The sequence below is a fragment of the Limisphaera sp. 4302-co genome, assembly GCF_049537155.1.
GTDB lineage: Bacteria > Verrucomicrobiota > Verrucomicrobiia > Limisphaerales > Limisphaeraceae > Limisphaera.
In genome coordinates this window covers 137,217-152,976 of record NZ_JBMVQZ010000003.1, presented here as the reverse complement: position 1 = coordinate 152,976, position 15,760 = coordinate 137,217, and the positions used below count along the sequence as shown (strand labels likewise).

11 protein-coding genes and 1 CRISPR repeat array are annotated in these 15,760 nt (G+C 67.5%); of the genes, 6 read left to right on the top strand and 5 right to left on the bottom strand.

Features of this window, described 5'->3' with window-relative positions; all coding sequences use genetic code 11:
* Positions 1-24: 24 nt before the first annotated feature.
* The gene (locus ACPDIX_RS04485; RefSeq protein ID WP_423430587.1) at positions 25-3,273 is read right to left on the bottom strand and encodes a family 78 glycoside hydrolase catalytic domain; all 3,249 of its coding nucleotides are present in this window, start codon (positions 3,271-3,273) and stop codon (positions 25-27) included.
* 212 nt (positions 3,274-3,485) lie between these two features.
* Here ACPDIX_RS04485 and lnt point away from each other — a divergent pair, with 212 nt between their 5' ends.
* The gene (lnt, locus tag ACPDIX_RS04480; protein WP_423430586.1) at positions 3,486-5,171 is read left to right on the top strand and encodes an apolipoprotein N-acyltransferase; all 1,686 of its coding nucleotides are present in this window, start codon (positions 3,486-3,488) and stop codon (positions 5,169-5,171) included.
* Positions 5,172-5,284: 113 nt separating this feature from the next.
* Here lnt and ACPDIX_RS04475 read toward each other — a convergent pair whose 3' ends face one another.
* The 4 genes from ACPDIX_RS04475 to ACPDIX_RS04460 form a co-directional block, all read right to left on the bottom strand.
* A complete protein-coding gene (locus ACPDIX_RS04475) occupies positions 5,285-7,009 on the bottom strand; it encodes a tetratricopeptide repeat protein (protein WP_423430585.1) in 1,725 nt (574 codons plus the stop codon).
* A 104-nt stretch (positions 7,010-7,113) separates the two neighbouring features.
* On the bottom strand, positions 7,114-8,376 hold the full coding sequence (locus tag ACPDIX_RS04470; protein ID WP_423430584.1) for a M48 family metallopeptidase: 1,263 nt from the start codon (positions 8,374-8,376) through the stop codon (positions 7,114-7,116).
* An 89-nt stretch (positions 8,377-8,465) separates the two neighbouring features.
* The gene (locus tag ACPDIX_RS04465; RefSeq protein WP_423430583.1) at positions 8,466-9,713 is read right to left on the bottom strand and encodes an LL-diaminopimelate aminotransferase; all 1,248 of its coding nucleotides are present in this window, start codon (positions 9,711-9,713) and stop codon (positions 8,466-8,468) included.
* A gap of 362 nt (positions 9,714-10,075) precedes the next feature.
* The gene (locus ACPDIX_RS04460) at positions 10,076-10,324 is read right to left on the bottom strand and encodes an isoamylase early set domain-containing protein (RefSeq protein WP_423430582.1); all 249 of its coding nucleotides are present in this window, start codon (positions 10,322-10,324) and stop codon (positions 10,076-10,078) included.
* 420 nt (positions 10,325-10,744) lie between these two features.
* Positions 10,745-11,770: a CRISPR direct-repeat array (repeat unit 37 nt; unit sequence GTCACCAATGCCTTTCGGCGTCGAGTCCGAGTCGGAC).
* Between the two features lie 442 nt (positions 11,771-12,212).
* Between ACPDIX_RS04460 and ACPDIX_RS04455 the strand changes: the two genes are divergently transcribed.
* From ACPDIX_RS04455 to ACPDIX_RS04435, 5 genes are all read left to right on the top strand, one after another.
* On the top strand, positions 12,213-12,794 hold the full coding sequence (locus ACPDIX_RS04455) for a GNAT family N-acetyltransferase (protein ID WP_423430581.1): 582 nt from the start codon (positions 12,213-12,215) through the stop codon (positions 12,792-12,794).
* An 87-nt stretch (positions 12,795-12,881) separates the two neighbouring features.
* Complete coding sequence (locus tag ACPDIX_RS04450; RefSeq protein ID WP_423430580.1) at positions 12,882-13,097, top strand: hypothetical protein; 216 nt, start codon at positions 12,882-12,884, stop codon at positions 13,095-13,097.
* A gap of 97 nt (positions 13,098-13,194) precedes the next feature.
* Positions 13,195-14,256, top strand: a complete 1,062-nt coding sequence (locus ACPDIX_RS04445; protein WP_423430579.1) for an acetyl-CoA carboxylase carboxyltransferase subunit alpha — start codon at positions 13,195-13,197, stop codon at positions 14,254-14,256.
* Positions 14,257-14,324: 68 nt separating this feature from the next.
* The gene (locus tag ACPDIX_RS04440) at positions 14,325-15,308 is read left to right on the top strand and encodes a type I phosphomannose isomerase catalytic subunit (protein ID WP_423430578.1); all 984 of its coding nucleotides are present in this window, start codon (positions 14,325-14,327) and stop codon (positions 15,306-15,308) included.
* Positions 15,305-15,718 (top strand): phage holin family protein, encoded by a 414-nt coding sequence (locus tag ACPDIX_RS04435; RefSeq protein WP_423430577.1) that lies wholly within the window; start codon positions 15,305-15,307, stop codon positions 15,716-15,718. Before ACPDIX_RS04440 ends, ACPDIX_RS04435 begins: the two co-directional genes overlap by 4 nt.
* The last annotated feature ends 42 nt before the right edge of the window (positions 15,719-15,760 follow it).

The window sequence follows — 15,760 nt, the reverse complement described above, 5'->3', positions numbered from 1 at the left end:
CCGAGGGGTCGGTTTGGTGAGTGCTCAACGCGACGAGGCCGCGACATCCGCTTCAGGGGAAGCGCGGCGCGGCGAACGGGAGCCGGTGCCTGTCCCGAGTTGGCGCGGTTGCCGGCTTTCGAAACGATACGAGCCGCCGGCGATCGAGAAATGCAGGCGGTTGTCCGACCGACCCGTGAACCGGACGCCGGGCGATTCCCGGGCCGGCCGGCCGGATTCAAGCACCGCCTCAGGATCGGTGCCGGGCAGGACGACCTCGGCGGTGGTGTTGGGCGGGATCTCGACCTCCATGAGAAAGCTCAGCGGACGGCGTTCCCAACGGACGCGTACCCAGCCCCGCGGTGACCGGTGTTCGGCGCGTGCCCGGGCGAGGTTGCCCACCGGTTGAGGCTCGAGGATCCATCGGGCTCCGCCCGGGACTCCGGGATCGCGCCGCAGGCCGGCCAGATGTTCGAGGAACCATTGCTGGATGTGTCCCAGCATGCAGTGGTTCATCGAGGCACCGGTCTCGGCATCCCAGGCCTCGGGCAGGGTGGTCCAGCCGTTGCGGACGATGAAACCGTAACTTCCGATGTTGGTGCGGTTGACCATGGAAAAGATTTCCTCATGCCGGCCGTGGCGGGCCAACGCCTCGAGCAGATGGGGGAAGCCGATGTCCCCGGCGGTCTGCTGAAACCCCCGGCTGCGCAGATCCTCCAGCAGGCGTTGCAAGACCGGCTGGACACAGGACTCGGGGACGAGATCCAGCGCCAGGGCCATGCCGTTGGCGCATTGGGGACTGCCGAAGTTGCGGTACTCGCTCCGGCCGTCGAACCACAGTTGGTTGAACGCGGTGCGGATTTGGTCGGCGACCGAGGCGTAGCGTTCTGCTGCGTCGCTGCGGCCGAGCACGCGGGCGGCTGCGGCCACGGTGCGGGCGCAGCGGTAAAAGGTGGCCATGGCGGTGAGTTCAGGCGGGGTGAACTGGGAGGGCCCCCGTGTTTCGGTACCGTAATCGTACCAGTCGCCCAAACCTGCGGCCGGGACGAGGTTGGTCGAGGATTGTTCGAGGAAATCGGTGAACCGGCGCATGGTGTCGAACTGTTCCTCCAGGATCCGGCGGTCGCCGTACCACTGGTAAAGCTGCCAGGGCAGCAGGACGGCGGCGGCTCCCCATTCGGGGGTGTAGTCGAACGGCCCGCCGAACCGCGGGTACCACGGTGCCACCGTGGGGACCCGGCCGTCGGGTTGCCGGGCATCGGCGCAGTCCCGGGCGATCTTGCGGTAGAAGGTTCGCAGGTCATAACGCCCCGCGATGGAGGGGCCCATGAGGTAGGAAACCTCCAGCCAACCGAGTTTTTCGCGGTGGGGACAGTCGGTCAGCACGTGAGAGAGGTTGGCCTGCACGGCTCGTTCGATGATCCGGTCAATCTCGTTGAACAACGGTTCCGAGCATTCGAAACGGCCGATGCGCGGTGCGTCGTTGCGGACGTGGACCGAAACCAGTTCCTCGATGACGGGCAGGCCGCGCGGGTTGGGGTGGCCCCGCGGCACGGCGCCGATGACCTCCAGGTATTGAAAGCCGGAGTAGGTGAAACGCGGTTGCCAGGTTTCGAACCAGTCGCCGCGCAGGGTGTACTGCCAGTAATTGGGGCGGCCGACGCCGGCCTGGTTGACCCGGCCGCGGCCATCGTTGCGGCGCGGGCTGGAACCGTGTCGTTGTTCGGCGGGGGTCAGGCGGACGATCTGTCCGGGCGCGCCCCGCAGACGGATGCGCGGAATGGCGGAGGCGTTCTGGCCGAAGTCGAACACGAAGACGCCGGGTTCCGGCTCGTCCACGCGCACGGGCCGGAGGGTTTCCTGTTCGCGCAGCGGCGGTGCGACGGCGGCGCGAAGCCGGCCTGCGGGGCCGGGTACAACGATGGCAGGGGTCCAGTTGTGGTCGTCGAAGCCGGGCTCGGCCCAGCCCGGGGGTTCGCGCCGTGCGTCGTGGTCCTCGCCGCCGAGGATGGCGGCGTGGGTGACGGGGCCTGGGGCGGTTTTCCACTGGGGGTCGGTCACGAGCACTTCCTCGGTTCCGTCGCGGTACCAGAGATGGAGCTGCAACCAGAGGCACAGTGGGCCGCGCGTGTGCACACCGTGGACGCGTCGGTCGCCCGCGGTGTTGTAGAAGCCTTTGCCCAGCATCACACCGAGGGCGTGCCGGCCGGGGCGGAGTCGGTCGGTCAGGTCGTGCGTGACGTAATGCAGCGTCTTTGCGTAGTCCGTCCAGGGCGGATCCAGGAAATGGTCGCCGATCTTCCGGCCGTCCAGATACAGTTCATGCTGGCCCAGCCCGCAGGCATGGAGAAGCGCCCGGCGCACGGGCTTGCGCAGGACGAACTCGCGCCGAAACAGCGGCAGGGGCTGCTGGCCGTGAAAGCCGCGGCCCCATGGAGGCATGCCGAACGGGCCCAGCTCCCGTGCCTCGACCCACGCGGCGGGCGTTTCGGCCTCCGCAGCGGTGGGTCGGGGCGCTGACCGTTGACACAACCACGAGCGATTGACCGGGATGTCCAGCCGGGTGCCCACGTCGAAGGCCAGCAGGATCCGGCCGGTCCACCCGGCGGGTCCGGGCCGGCGATTCTCCACCGCGACCTCCAGCACGTTGGTGCCGGGTTGGAGGCGATCCAGCAGATCCACGAAATGGACGAGGTCCGTCCCGGTCAGACGCGCCAGGCCATGTCCGTTGAGTCGGACGCCGGCCGGGGCGCTGGCCGCCAGCAGCAAGACGGCCTGCACGGGGCGCGTCTGGGCCGGCAGGACGATGGTCTTGCGAAAGGTGACCGTGCCCGTAGGGGAGTTTGGAAGCGTCTCTTCGTCCGGGTGCCAGATCCAGACACAACCATCCAAGGGATGTGTCGGGGGATCTGGCGCGACGATCCAACGGGCGCGGAAGGCTTCGGATTCCATCAGCCCCATGGTCCAGCGGGCCGGACGACTCCAGGCGGAGGCCCGACCGGCTTCGTCCCATACGCGGACCCGCCAGTGACATTCCGCGTGGGAGGTCAGCGCCCGGCCGGCGTAGGGGATCTGGTTTTGCTCCGAGGAAGTGACCCGGCCGGAATCCCACAGATCCGGTTTGTTCTGGCGCAGGAGGCGGGGCGAGGAGGCGACCTGGATTTGATAAGCCGTCTGGCGGGCTCCGCGACGCGCATCGGTCAGTTCCCAACCCAGCCGCGGGTGCGGGGTGTCCACGGCGATGGGCTCCGGTTGATCCACACAGGTGAGTCCGGTGGGTTCGAGGGCGGTCAACCGGAGTGCAGCCAGCCAAACAAGGGCTGAAATCGGCGCCAGAGACAGCCGGGAGCACGCTCTGCGTGCGGTTGACCGGATGTGGAGCTGCATGACCGGGAGGGTAACGGCGTGGGAAGGGTCGCGTCCAGTATTCGCCCGGCGGGGCGGTCGGGCGGGGTTTCGGGTTGGACTTGTTCGGTGCGCGTGGGGCACGCCAAGTTTGGGGCGCGTTGCGACGGTGGATTGTCCAAGGGAGCTGGGTGGGGATGGTCCGGTACGGCACGGCCGCGCTGGCGGGGCTGTGCCTTGCGCTGGCATTTCCACCGCTGCAGTGGGCGGGTCTGGCGTGGGTGGGCCCGGCCCTCTTGTTGTTGGCCGGAGAAGGGGCCGCGCCGGCACAGCGATGGCAGCTGGGTTACCTGGCCGGTTGGGTCTGGCATGGTGTGGCCCTGTCGTGGCTCTGGGAGATCCCCGTGCGCGGGTACCCGGTGCTGGGTTGGGCCGCCCTGGTGAGTTATCTGGCGTTGTACCCGGCGGTTTGGCTGGCTTTGGTGGGAACCGCATTCGAACGGGCACGGACGTGGGGTGGCCGGACACTGGCGGGCTTGGGCGCGGCGTGCGTGTGGGTGGCGCTGGAGATGTTGCAGGCGCGGTTGCTGGGCGGGTTCCCTTGGAACCTGCTCGGGGCGTCCCAGGTGGAGATGATTCCCCTTGTTCAACTGGCCTCCCTGACGGGGGTGTACGGGCTCTCGTTCCTGCTGGTCTGGTTTGCTGCGGGCCTCCGTGCGGCTGCCGCCGCGTTATGGACGGATCCCACCCGCAGATACGGTTGGATGCGGGAGCTGGCGGTGCCAGGGTTGGCGGTGCTGCTGGTGTTTGCCTGGGGTTGGCAGCGGGTGCGCGCCTACACGGAGGGGGAACGACGGCTGCGCATCACGGTGGTCCAGCCGTCCATCCCGCAGACGTGGATCTGGGATCCGCAGGAAAACGGGAACCGGTTTCGGACGCTTGTGGAGCTGACGCGGCAGGCGCTGCAAGAACCGACCGATCTGCTGCTCTGGCCGGAGGCGGCCGTGCCGATGTTTCTACGGTACGATCCGGTCACGCAGGCCGCGGTGACCGGGCTGGCCCGACAACACCGGATCTGGATGATCACCGGCAGTGACGATGCGGAGCCGCGCGGCCCGGCCGGGGAGAGCGAAGAGGCGGATTATTTCAATGCGGCGTTCCTGATCGGACCGGACGGGCGCCTGCGGTCCGTGTACCGGAAGATGCACCTGGTCATGTTCGGCGAGTACATTCCCTGGGTGGAGGTCCTGCCCTTTTTGCGATGGTTCACGCCCATTACCGGCCAGTACACGCCGGGACGGAACCCGGTGGTCTTCGAGATCGAAGCCGGTTCGGCGGACGCGGCTTCCGTTTCCGGCAGCGCGCCGGTGCGGGCGGCGCCGCTGATCTGTTTCGAGGACGTGTTTCCTCATCTGGCGCGGCGGTTTCTCGAGGGTGAGCCGGATTTGTGGGTGAACCTGACCAACGACGGATGGTTCGGCCGGAGTGCGGCGCAGTGGCAACACGCCGCCAATGCCGCGTTTCGCGCGGTGGAAACGGGCCGGCCGCTGATTCGCTGCACCAACAACGGGTTGAGCGTCTGGATCGATCCACTGGGCCGGTTCCGGCAGATCCTGTGCGACAAGCGGGGCTCCGTGTACGGCGCGGCGTGGGCGGTTTGGGAGGTGCCGTTGCCGGATCGGACCGCACTGGCGGGGGGAACGTTTTATGCGCGGCACGGCGATCTTTGGGGATGGTCGTGTGTGATCGCGGCGGTGGCATGGCAGGCGGCGCGGTTGCGCCGCCGGACCGGGGCGGTCGCCTTTGCGGATTCCGTGACCGACCAGGCGCCACGCTCAGGGGGCTGATCCGGCGGGCACCGGCGGGCGCGGCTTCATTCGGCCCGGGCGGGTTCGACCCCCGGAGTCAGGTGCAGGGCGGACCGCCGGGAGGCAAGGGGTGGGTGGCGGCGGGAGCCCGGTCAACCCGGGGTGTTCCCGCCGATGGCATTCTGGAGAAGACGTTTTTCCTCGGGCAGCAGGGGATGATCACCCACGAGTGCCGCGTAGGAGCGGGCTTCATCCAGACGTCCCTGGCTGCCGAGGATGATGGCCATGTATACGGCCACTTCCGGCCGGCGCCGGTCGGTTTCAGGCAGGTTTTCGAGCAGCTTGAGTGCGCCGGCCGGGTCGCCCTGTTGATAGAGTGAGAAAGCGTAGGTGGAGACCCACACGGGATGGTTGGTGTCGGAGAGATAGACCTCGCGGGCCAGACGGCGGCAGCGCTCCAGATCCCGTCCCAGCAACAGGCCCAGGGCCGCCACGTTGTTTTTGACCTCGGGGGAACCCGGTTTGGCCTCGAGCATGGCGGAGTAAACCTGGAACAGGCCCGGAGCGTCTCCCGCGGCGTAGCGGTTCTTGACGAGGATTTCCCAGGCCCATTCGTGCCAGGGCGCCCGTTTGACCAGGGCCCACAGCACCTCCTCCATTTCGGAACGCCATCCCCATTTTTCGAGCACCTGGGCCACGGCAGCCAGGGCTTCCCCGCGGCCGCCGGTCCAGTCGAGCACGCGGCGCCAGTAACCGTCGGCCAGGCTGCGCTGGCCCCGTTCACGGGCGGCACGGGTCAGGAGGGTCAACCGCATCGGTTCCTGGGCCTCCCAGTTTTGGGGTTCGAGCCAGGCTTGCAGCCCTTCCCAATCCCGGAGTGCGACGAGGGCATCGGCGACCGCGAGGGTGATGGGTGGATTGGTGCGCATGGAGAGGGGAAAAGTTTGCAACCATTCGAGCGCTTCGCGGGCACGCTGGCGGTCGGTGAGCCAGCTGGCCAGCACGGTGATCTGTGCGGCGTTGGTGCCGGCCTCCTGCTGGAGTTGGTGCAGCCAGCTGTTGGTTTCCGGTCTGCCTGCGGCGACCAGGACAGTCAGGTGCTGGACCTTGTCGTTGAACCCGGTGCCGGGCAGCTCGAGCAATTCGGTGGAAAACCGCAGCGCCTCGGCCGGCCGTTTCTGCTCCAGACTCACCGTCACGAGCGAACGCAACGCCAGGAGGCGCAGGTGAGGATCGTTGCCGGGCCGGCTGAGTTCCGCAAGTGTCCGGAATGCCTGGTCGGCCGTCCGGGAATCGGAGTTCTTCACCTGGAGGGTGGCCAGGTTGAGTCGGTGCAACTGGTTGGTGGGATCGAGTCGGACCGCCTCTTCCAGATGGGCCACCGCCTCGGGCAGGCGCCCTGTCTGGAGCGCCAGTTGAGAGGCCAGTGCGTGGTATCGTGCGGAATTGGTTTCACCCAGTGCCCGCATCTCCCGGAGCGTCTGGCCGGCCACGGGATAGGGCGGATTCTCCAGTTGCAGCGCCGCGCCCACTAGGCGCAGCCGGTTCTCAGCTGTGGGGCTCAGCTCCACCACGCGGCGCCACCAGCCGAGGGCCAGCGGCGACCGTGTCTCGGTGAGCAACTCGGCCAGGCGCCGGGCGGTTTCGATGTTTTGAGGGTTGGCGGCCTGGGCCTGTCGCAGGCTCAGGAGGGCCTGTCGAATGTCGCCGGCCTCCAGAAACGCATCCGCCATGCGCAGGTAGCGCTGTTCCTTGTAATGCCGGTAGGCCGGCCGGCCCCACCAGAGACCCGCGGCACTCAGCGCCAGGACACCGACCACGACGCATGCAATCCACAGCCCGCGGCGCATCCCATGCATTGGATTCTCCTCGCTCACAGTCAGTTCAATCTGTCAAACCCTGGACCGGGTTTCCAAGCCCAACTGCGGCCGGCAGGCCGGGCCCCGAGGCTTCGCGCCGGCGGGGCCGGGGAAGCCGGGCGTCAGGGCGACGATGGGTCACCGGCCGGCCGCGCGAGCGCGCGGAGTCGGTCGGCCAGCGGGGGATGCGACTCGTGCCAGAAACGGTACCACGGATGCGAGGGCGGCTCGGCAAGGTTCTCGCGGTGCAACCGCTCCAACGCCTGTCGCAAAGGCGCCGCCGAATCCAGCGTCCGCGCGGCGAATGCGTCGGCCTCGAACTCCCACCGGCGCGTCCGTGCGTGGATCCAGGGCGACAACCACCAGCCCAGCGGGCCCGAGCAGAGCCCGAGGATCAACAGCCCCGGTGCCGGGTTTCCGGGCTCGAAGCCGAACGCCCGGTACAGGGCGGGCTGTTCCAGCGCCCATGCCGCACCGGCGAAGGCCAACGCCCAGATTCCTGCCGTGACGATCCACAGTTTCCGCACATGTCCCAGCCGTGCATGACCGATTTCATGCGCGACCACCGCCTCCAGTTCGTCGGTGCCGAGCCGGCCCACCAGGGTGTCGTACAACACCACGCGGCGCGACCGGCCCCAGCCGGTGAAAAAGGCGTTGGAATGACGCGTGCGCCGGCTGCCGTCCATGATCTGGATGTCCCGAACGGGAAAGCCCGTTCGACGGGCCAGGCGTTCCAGACGGTCCCGGAGCGGTCCTTCGGGGAGGGGATCGAACCGGTTGAACCACGGCAGGATCAGCACGGGCGCCACCCGGTTCAGGAACAGGCCCAGACCCACCGCACCCGCCCACGCACCGAGCCACCACCAGGGGCCGCCGTGCCGGATCCAGGCCAGAAGCCCCCAGAGGGTCGGCAGACCCAGGAGCACGCCCAGGACGATGCCCTTGAACCGGTCGCTCCACCAGGTGCGTGCCGTGGCGGTGTTGAACCCGAACCGTTGCTCCAGACGGAACCGCTCGTACCACGTCAGCGGCCAGTGCACGGCGGTCGTGAGGGCGAAGACGGACCAGAGGAAGGCTGCATCGGCCCACAGGGTGGTGCCGGCGTGTTCCTGCCAGAGTCTCCATGCACGTGGCAGGACACCGCTTCCCAGGAGGACCGCCAGCACGACCGTCTCGTACAACACGGAGAACAGTCGGAACCGGCTGCGCGCCCGTGCATAGTCGAGGGCCCGCGGCGAGGGCGGGTGAACGGCCATGGCAGCGGCCGCGTCGTGGCCGCCCGCGGCCAGTCGCACGAGCAACCGCTGGTTGAGCGTTTCGAAGAGCAGCTCGCCCAACAGGCGCGTCCCCAGTACGACTGCCGTTGCCACTGACCAGGGATTCACGATTTGCAGAGATCTTAGGGGAACGGCGGTTCGCAGGGCACGGCCGCCGGCGGCGCCCGACCGTTTCGGGCGCGCCGGACCGGCCCGGTTCAGAACTCGAACCGGACCTCGCCCAGCCGGTCGGCCAGTTCCTGCATCAGTGCGATCTCATCCTCCGGCGTGGGCGCTTCGAAGGTGACGCTGAAGCGCAGGTACGGCCCGGCATCGTCCCAGGGCACGGTGGAGATCAGCTTGTCCATGATCAACCATTGGGACGCCTCCTCCGCGTTGGCGAAGCGGATGTGTTTGGCCGAGCGGGTGACGGCGGCGCGGGGGGCCGGCACGTAGAGGAAGAAGGATCCGGCCGGCTTGTGCGCGTCGAAGCCGGCCTGGCGCAGGACCTTCACCAGCAGGTCCATCCGCCGCGAGTATTTGGCCGCGATGCGCTCGGTCAGTTCCGGGTGGTCGAAACAGTAGGCCGCCGCGTGCTGGATGGCCAGGAACTGGCCGGAGTCGGTGTTGTCCTTGACGTCTCCGTAGGCCCGGACCAGCAGTTCGTTGCCGGTGACGAAGCCGCACCGCCAGCCGGTCATGTTGAACGCCTTGCTGACCGAGTGGAGTTCCAATCCGATCTCCTTGGCGCCGGGCGTGGCCAGGAAACTCAATGGCCGTCCCTCGTACACGAGTGCCGCGTAGGCGGCGTCCGAGATCACCACCAGGTGGTGCTTCATCGCGAAATCCACGACGTAGCGGTAGAACTCCGGGGTGGCGCTGGCCCCGGTCGGGTTGTTCGGGTAGTTGAGGACCAGCACCTTGGCCCGCGCCAGGATCTCCCGCGGCACCGAGTCCAGGTCGGGCAAAAACCGGTTTTCCGGGCGCAGGGGCAGGTTGTAGACCTCCCCACCGTAGTACCGGGCGTGGGTGCCGAAGACCGGATAGCCGGGAGCGGTCATCAGCACCACATCGCCGGGGTCAATGAAGGCGGCCGGCAGGATGGAGAGCGCGGCCTTGCTGCCGATGGAGTGAATGACCTCGCGTTCGGGGTCGATGCCCGACACGCCGAACACCCGTTCCATGTAGCGGGCCGCGGCCTCTTTGAGTACGTGATCGCCGTTGTCGGCGTAGCCGCGATTCTCCGGCCTGGCCGCCTCCTCGCACAGCTTGGCCACCACCTCCGGGAAGGCCATCTCGTCGGGCTCGCCCACGCCCAGATCGATCAGACGCCGGCCCGGTTGCGCGGCCATGGCCGCCCGCTTGGCCCGCTTGATCTTTTCGAACTTGTAGATGGCGGTGGACCGGCCGTAGTCCCGTCCACCGATCCTCTGTGCAAACTTCTCCTGAATGAATGACGCTGCCATAGTCGAAACCGCGTCCGACCTCCGTGACCGGGGCCGGAAAACCGGCGCACGGTAGCCAAACGAGCCCGGCGGAGCAAGAGCCGGGGTCACAACGCCGACTCCCGGCCGCCGTGTGAGCCGAGGCCGCGTCACCGCGCCGTCCGACGGGGCAATGCGCCGCGAGGCGGAGGGGCCGGGCGGTCGGGAAACCGGTCGTGAACGGAGCGACCGGGAGGACAGCTTGTGCGCGGCGACGGACGGGTGCGTGCTGCAGCGGCCCGGCGGGCGAAGCAACGGCAAAACCGGCAGCCCCCGAACTTCGTCCGGCCTGCGGCGGTCGGGCCGGCTTGCGGCCCGGTGCGGGTGGACTGGCGGACTGCAGCTCAGCTCACCGCGATCAGCGAGACCCGCTCGCCCTGCTCGTTGCGCGTGATCCCCTGGGCACGCGGGTCGAGCGTCAGCACACCGTCCACCAGAAACGCGTACCGGTGATGCCCGTGGCGGAGCTCCACCTTCAGCAGCCAGGCCCCGTCCGGCGCGCGCTGCATGGGATGCGCGGTGGGATCCCAGTTGTTGAAATCTCCCACCAGACTCACCGACCTGGCCTGGGGCGCCTGACAAATGAAATTCACGGGGCGCAGATTGCGATGCGCACTGTAGCGATGATGTGCGGTTGAGGAACGACTGTGCATCGGCTGATTCACCATCCCTGGTTCTTGTGCTTTGAATTTGAAGCAGTCTGCCATGCCCCCCGACCCGGTGCCAAACGATTTTTCGGCCGGATCCCGTGTGCCTGTGGATGGTCGGATCACCGGCCGGCGCGGCAGGGGCGCGTGAACGGTTGGCCGCGGCATGCTGGCCGTGGTCGACCCTGGAGAGGGCAGGGAGGCTCGTGGAGGGGCGGACACTTTGCAAGAGGCGAAGGCTGCTGGATCGCCGTGTGAGGTCCTTGTGCTCCTTCTGAGTTGGAGAGCGGGGGGGGGCGCGGAGTTCGGTCCGGGCGCCAGCCTTCACCAGCCCACGGGAAGGGATGCGTGCTCAGGCCGGGACCCGTCACCAATGCCTTTCGGCGTCGAGTCCGAGTCGGACGACAGGTTGCCGGAGCAACTTCTCCGGCAGTTGGCAGGTGTCACCAATGCCTTTCGGCGTCGAGTCCGAGTCGGACGTGCCGCACGTATTGGGACATCCATGACCATGAGCTGCCGTCACCAATGCCTTTCGGCGTCGAGTCCGAGTCGGACCACTAGGTCGAAGTATCATCCACCGCTACGGCGGCAGGTCACCAATGCCTTTCGGCGTCGAGTCCGAGTCGGACGCCGTGACGGCCGGCCCAAGGTGGTATGTCAGGCCGGAACGTCACCAATGCCTTTCGGCGTCGAGTCCGAGTCGGACAAGCCGATTCCGAGAGAGTGGTTCTGCACTGCACAGGGGTCACCAATGCCTTTCGGCGTCGAGTCCGAGTCGGACCTCGATCATGACATCGCATCCGAGGTATGGCGGACACGCCAGGGTCACCAATGCCTTTCGGCGTCGAGTCCGAGTCGGACCCCCGGGACTGGGGTGTGCCGTGGGGCGCGGTAGTCCGGTCACCAATGCCTTTCGGCGTCGAGTCCGAGTCGGACGAAAGGAGAACATGGACAGGCATTACGAGGTCGCCCTCCTGTCACCAATGCCTTTCGGCGTCGAGTCCGAGTCGGACGCGCGGCGTTGGGTAAGCCGCGCGCGCGAGGAGTGGGGTCACCAATGCCTTTCGGCGTCGAGTCCGAGTCGGACAGCGGACGGGGGGGTTGAGCTATGAGATGTTACGTGGCGTCACCAATGCCTTTCGGCGTCGAGTCCGAGTCGGACCGCGGCGCGGGCCGGGTGGCGCGCATGGGGCGCGCCAGGTCACCAATGCCTTTCGGCGTCGAGTCCGAGTCGGACTAGAAGCCATGGAGTGGAGATTCCGGGTCACCCTCCTCGACGTCACCAATGCCTTTCGGCGTCGAGTCCGAGTCGGACGTGTCGGCACCCCGACGACACGTGCGACTGACCATCGGGGGTCACCAATGCCTTTCGGCGTCGAGTCCGAGTCGGACTGCCGGAAGATTAAGCCGTTGCGGCGCAGGAAGTCAAGAGGGCGCCAGGTAGAGACCCCTTTTTCAGGCAGGCACGGGAGTTGCTCCCCAACCCCTTCGGAACGGGCATGAAAGGGTTCAACTTGTTCGTGTGCAGTCTGTTGTGCTCCAGGTAGGGACCCCCCGGTTTTTGGGGTGTCGGAGCTCCCTACCTGGCGCGGGCCGTGGTGGCGCGGGGTCGGGCAGAGGGGGTGTGACGCGCGCGGGCCTGTCTGAGGAGCCGGGGGCGTGGGCGTTTGCCGGGGCGGGAACAGCTCGCGCTTCATGGTTCGGAGGGTGGCGCGGTGAAGCGTGGGAGGGTGTGTGGTGGGCCGGTTGGGGTGGGTGCACCCGTGGGATGGTTTGAGAAGCTTGCGCGGTGCATGAGTGGCGGTCATACTGGCAGCAAAACTGGGAGTGGCGTATGTCATTGGAGCTGGAGCTTCAGAAATTTCCCAAGACGGTGACGTTGAAGGACGGCAGCGAGGTGGTGTTGCGGCCGTTGCAGAGCAGCGACGAGCCCGCGTTGCACGAGTTTTTCCTGGCTGTGCCGGAGCAGGAGCGGATGTTCATCAAGTACCGGGTGACGGATCGTGCGGTGATCCGGAACTGGTGTCAAAACATTGATTACGGGCGGAATTTTCCGTTGCTGGCGTTTGCGGGGAACCGGGTCGTGGGGGACGCGACGTTGCATCAGCAGTTGGGCGGTTGGAAACGGCACGTGGGCCGGGTGAGCGTGCTGGTGCATCCGCGGTTTCGGGGCCGGGGGCTGGCGCGGGCCCTGGTGTCCGAGATCGTGGAGGTGGCGCGGAACCTGGGGTTGGAGAAGGTGGAGGCGGAGTTCATCGGGGAGCAGGAGGCGGCGATGAAGTTGTTTGCGATGTTGGGTTTTTCGCATCTGGTGCGGATCCCGGATCATGTGAAGGACATGCAGGGGATCAAGCACGATTACATTTTGATGGAGCTGGTGCTGCGGACGGACGAGGAGTACGCGGGAGCGGGTTGAGGCCGGGGCCGTGGCTGGAAGGGGGGCGGGTTGGTGGCGCCGCCGGTTTGTCCGTGTTGCGGGTGTCGGCTGGATCCGGGGGCGGTGGTGTGTCCGGAATGTGGTGCGGACGAGCGGACGGGTTGGGCGCAGGCCTGGGGGGAGGTTGAGCCCGGGGAGGAGGAGCCGTTCGAGTACGAGTCGTACGTGCGCCGGGAATTCGGTCCGGGGCGACGGGATGTGAAGCCTGAGGGTGTGTCGTGGTTCTGGTGGGTGGTGGGTGTGGTGCTGCTGGGGATGTTGATCCTGGCGTGGGTGTGGTGAGGGCGCCGGGTCGGGGTTGGTGAGGGTATGGGGGCGCTCGGAGGGTGGGAGTTCGCCGTTGCCAGCGTGTGGGTGTGCACCTAGTCTGGGGAGGTCCATGAAGCATTACCTGGACTTCGAGAAGCCCGTCATCGAGCTGCAGGCAAAGCTGGACGAACTTCGGAAGCACGCTGAGGCGCACGGGATGGACGCGGCTTTCGAGGAGGAGATCCGGCGGCTGGAGCAGAAGCTGGGGGAGACGCGGCGGCAGATTTTCACGCAATTGACGCCGTGGCAGCGGGTGCAATTGGCGCGGCATCCGAAGCGGCCGTACATGCTGGATTATGTGCGGCTGGCGTTCACGGATTTCGAGGAGCTGCACGGGGACCGGTTGTATGCGGACGACCGGGCGGTGGTGGGTGGTTTTGCGCGGTTGAACGGGCAGCCGTTGATGGTGATCGGCACGCAGAAGGGCCGGGACACGAAGGAGAACATCCTGCGGAATTTCGGGTCGGCGCATCCGGAGGGGTACCGGAAGGCGCTGCGGTTGATGCGGATGGCCGACAAGTTCGGGTTGCCGATCGTGACGTTGATTGACACGGCGGGGGCGTATCCGGGGATTGGCGCGGAGGAGCGGCACATTGCGGAGGCGATAGCGGTGAATTTGCGGGAGATGATGGTGTTGGAGGTGCCGGTGGTGGCGGTGATCATCGGGGAGGGTGGTTCGGGCGGGGCGTTGGGGATTGGCGTGGCGGACCGGGTGTTGATCATGGAGAACGCGTACTATTCGGTGATCAGCCCGGAGGGGTGTGCGGCGATTTTGTGGAAGGATCGGTCGGCGGCGCCGCAGGCGGCGGCGGCGTTGAAGATGGTGGCGTCGGATCTGCTGGCGCTGGGGCTGGTGGATGAGGTGATTCCGGAGCCGTTGGGGGGCGCGCACAACGATCCGGCGGCTGCGGCTGCGGCGTTGAAGGAGGCGGTGTTGCGGCATTTGGGCGAGTTGTTGCCGTTGTCGGGCGAGGAGCGACGCCGGCGCCGGTATGCCAAGTTTCGGGCGTATGGCCGGTTTGAGCAGCAGCCGGCGCGGTTGACGGCGCCGGTGGCGGAGGGTGGGCCGGGGTCCAACGGGCAGGAGACCGGGGCGAGGGCGGCGGGCTCGGGTGCGGCGGGTCCGGCCTAGGAGTTGCACGGACCGGGGTTGCGGGGGACCGGAGTTCGGGTGGCCGTAGTTTCCGGTGGAGTGGAGCGATGTTTTATCCGTTGTTGTTGGAGCCTCGGTTCAAGGAGCGTGTGTGGGGCGGGCGCCGTCTGGAGGTTTTGTACGGGAAGCCGCTGCCGCCGGGCAGGCCGATCGGGGAGTCGTGGGAGGTCACGGACCGGCCGGGTGAGGTGAGTGTGATCCGGAACGGTCCGTGGGCGGGTCGTGACCTGCGTTGGTTGATGGAGACGCATCGGTCGGGCCTGCTGGGGGAGGCGGCGGATGCGGGCGGGCGGTTTCCGCTGCTGGTGAAGATCCTGGATGCGCGGGAGCTGTTGTCGGTGCAGGTCCATCCGCCGGCGGAGGTGGCGGGCCGGCTGGGTGGGGAGCCGAAGACGGAGCTGTGGTACATCACCGAGGCGGAGCCGGGGTCGGAGATTTACGCGGGGTTGCGCCGGGGGGTGACGCGGGAGGAGTTCGAGCGGCGGTTGCGGGAGGGCACGGTGGCGGGGTGCATTCACCGGTTCGGGGTGCGGCGTGGGGATGCGGTGTTTTTGCCCAGCGGGCGGGTGCATGCTCTGGGGGCGGGGCTGGTGTTGTTCGAGATTCAGCAGAACTCGGACACGACGTACCGGGTGTTCGATTGGGACCGGGTGGGGTTGAACGGCCGGCCGCGGGAGTTGCATGTGGCGCAGGCGCTGGAGTCCATCCGTTTCGACGATGTGGAGCCGGGCCCGTTGCCGGAGGTGTGGGAGGCGGTGGGCGGCTCGGAAAGGCGCCGGTTGGTGCGGCACGAGTTGTTTCGGGTGGATGTCTGGCGGTGGCGGCATCCGGCCGTTGAGGAATGGCCGGGCGGGAGGTGCCGGATCCTGGGGGTGGTGGAGGGGCACGTGACGGTGCGGGGCGGTGGCGAGGGTGTGGAGCTGGGGCCGGGGACGTTTTGCCTGGTGCCGGCCGGGCTGGAACGACCGGGGTTGGAGGTGCACGGTCCGGCGGAGCTGGTGGAGGCGGAGCCCGGCGGGGTAGAGGGATGAAACGTTTTTTTCAGCAGTGGCTGATCGGGACGCTGGCGGTGCTGGTGGCGGTGTACCTGGTGCCGGGGGTGCATTATCAGAAGCCGCTGGACCTGGTGGTGGCGTCGTTGTTGCTGGGGATCTTCAACGCGGTGTTGCGGCCGTTGTTGGTGGTGTTGTCGCTGCCGCTGGTGTTGGTGACGCTGGGGCTGTTTGTGCTGGTGATCAACGGGCTGCTGTTGTGGTTGGTGGGTTGGCTGATGGCGCCGCATTTTGTGGTGGAGGGTTTTTGGGCGGCGTTCTGGGGTGCGCTGGTGATCAGTGTGGTGAACGGGTTGCTGACGCGGTTGACGGGTCTGCGGGAGGAACGGAACCCGGGTGGAGGGGGCCGGTCGCCGCGCGGCGGGTCGGGTCCGGTGATCGACATTTGAGGTGCGTTTGGTGGACCCGGCCGGGATGGCCCGGGCCGGGTG

Excerpts from the sequence above, each read along its gene's own strand:
- ACPDIX_RS04465 (WP_423430583.1), bottom strand. The coding sequence starts at position 9,713 with ATGGCAGCGTCATTCATTCAGGAGAAGTTTGCACAGAGGATCGGTGGA.
- ACPDIX_RS04455 (WP_423430581.1), top strand. The coding sequence starts at position 12,213 with ATGTCATTGGAGCTGGAGCTTCAGAAATTTCCCAAGACGGTGACGTTG.
- ACPDIX_RS04445 (WP_423430579.1), top strand. The coding sequence starts at position 13,195 with ATGAAGCATTACCTGGACTTCGAGAAGCCCGTCATCGAGCTGCAGGCA.
- ACPDIX_RS04440 (WP_423430578.1), top strand. The coding sequence starts at position 14,325 with ATGTTTTATCCGTTGTTGTTGGAGCCTCGGTTCAAGGAGCGTGTGTGG.
- ACPDIX_RS04435 (WP_423430577.1), top strand. The coding sequence starts at position 15,305 with ATGAAACGTTTTTTTCAGCAGTGGCTGATCGGGACGCTGGCGGTGCTG.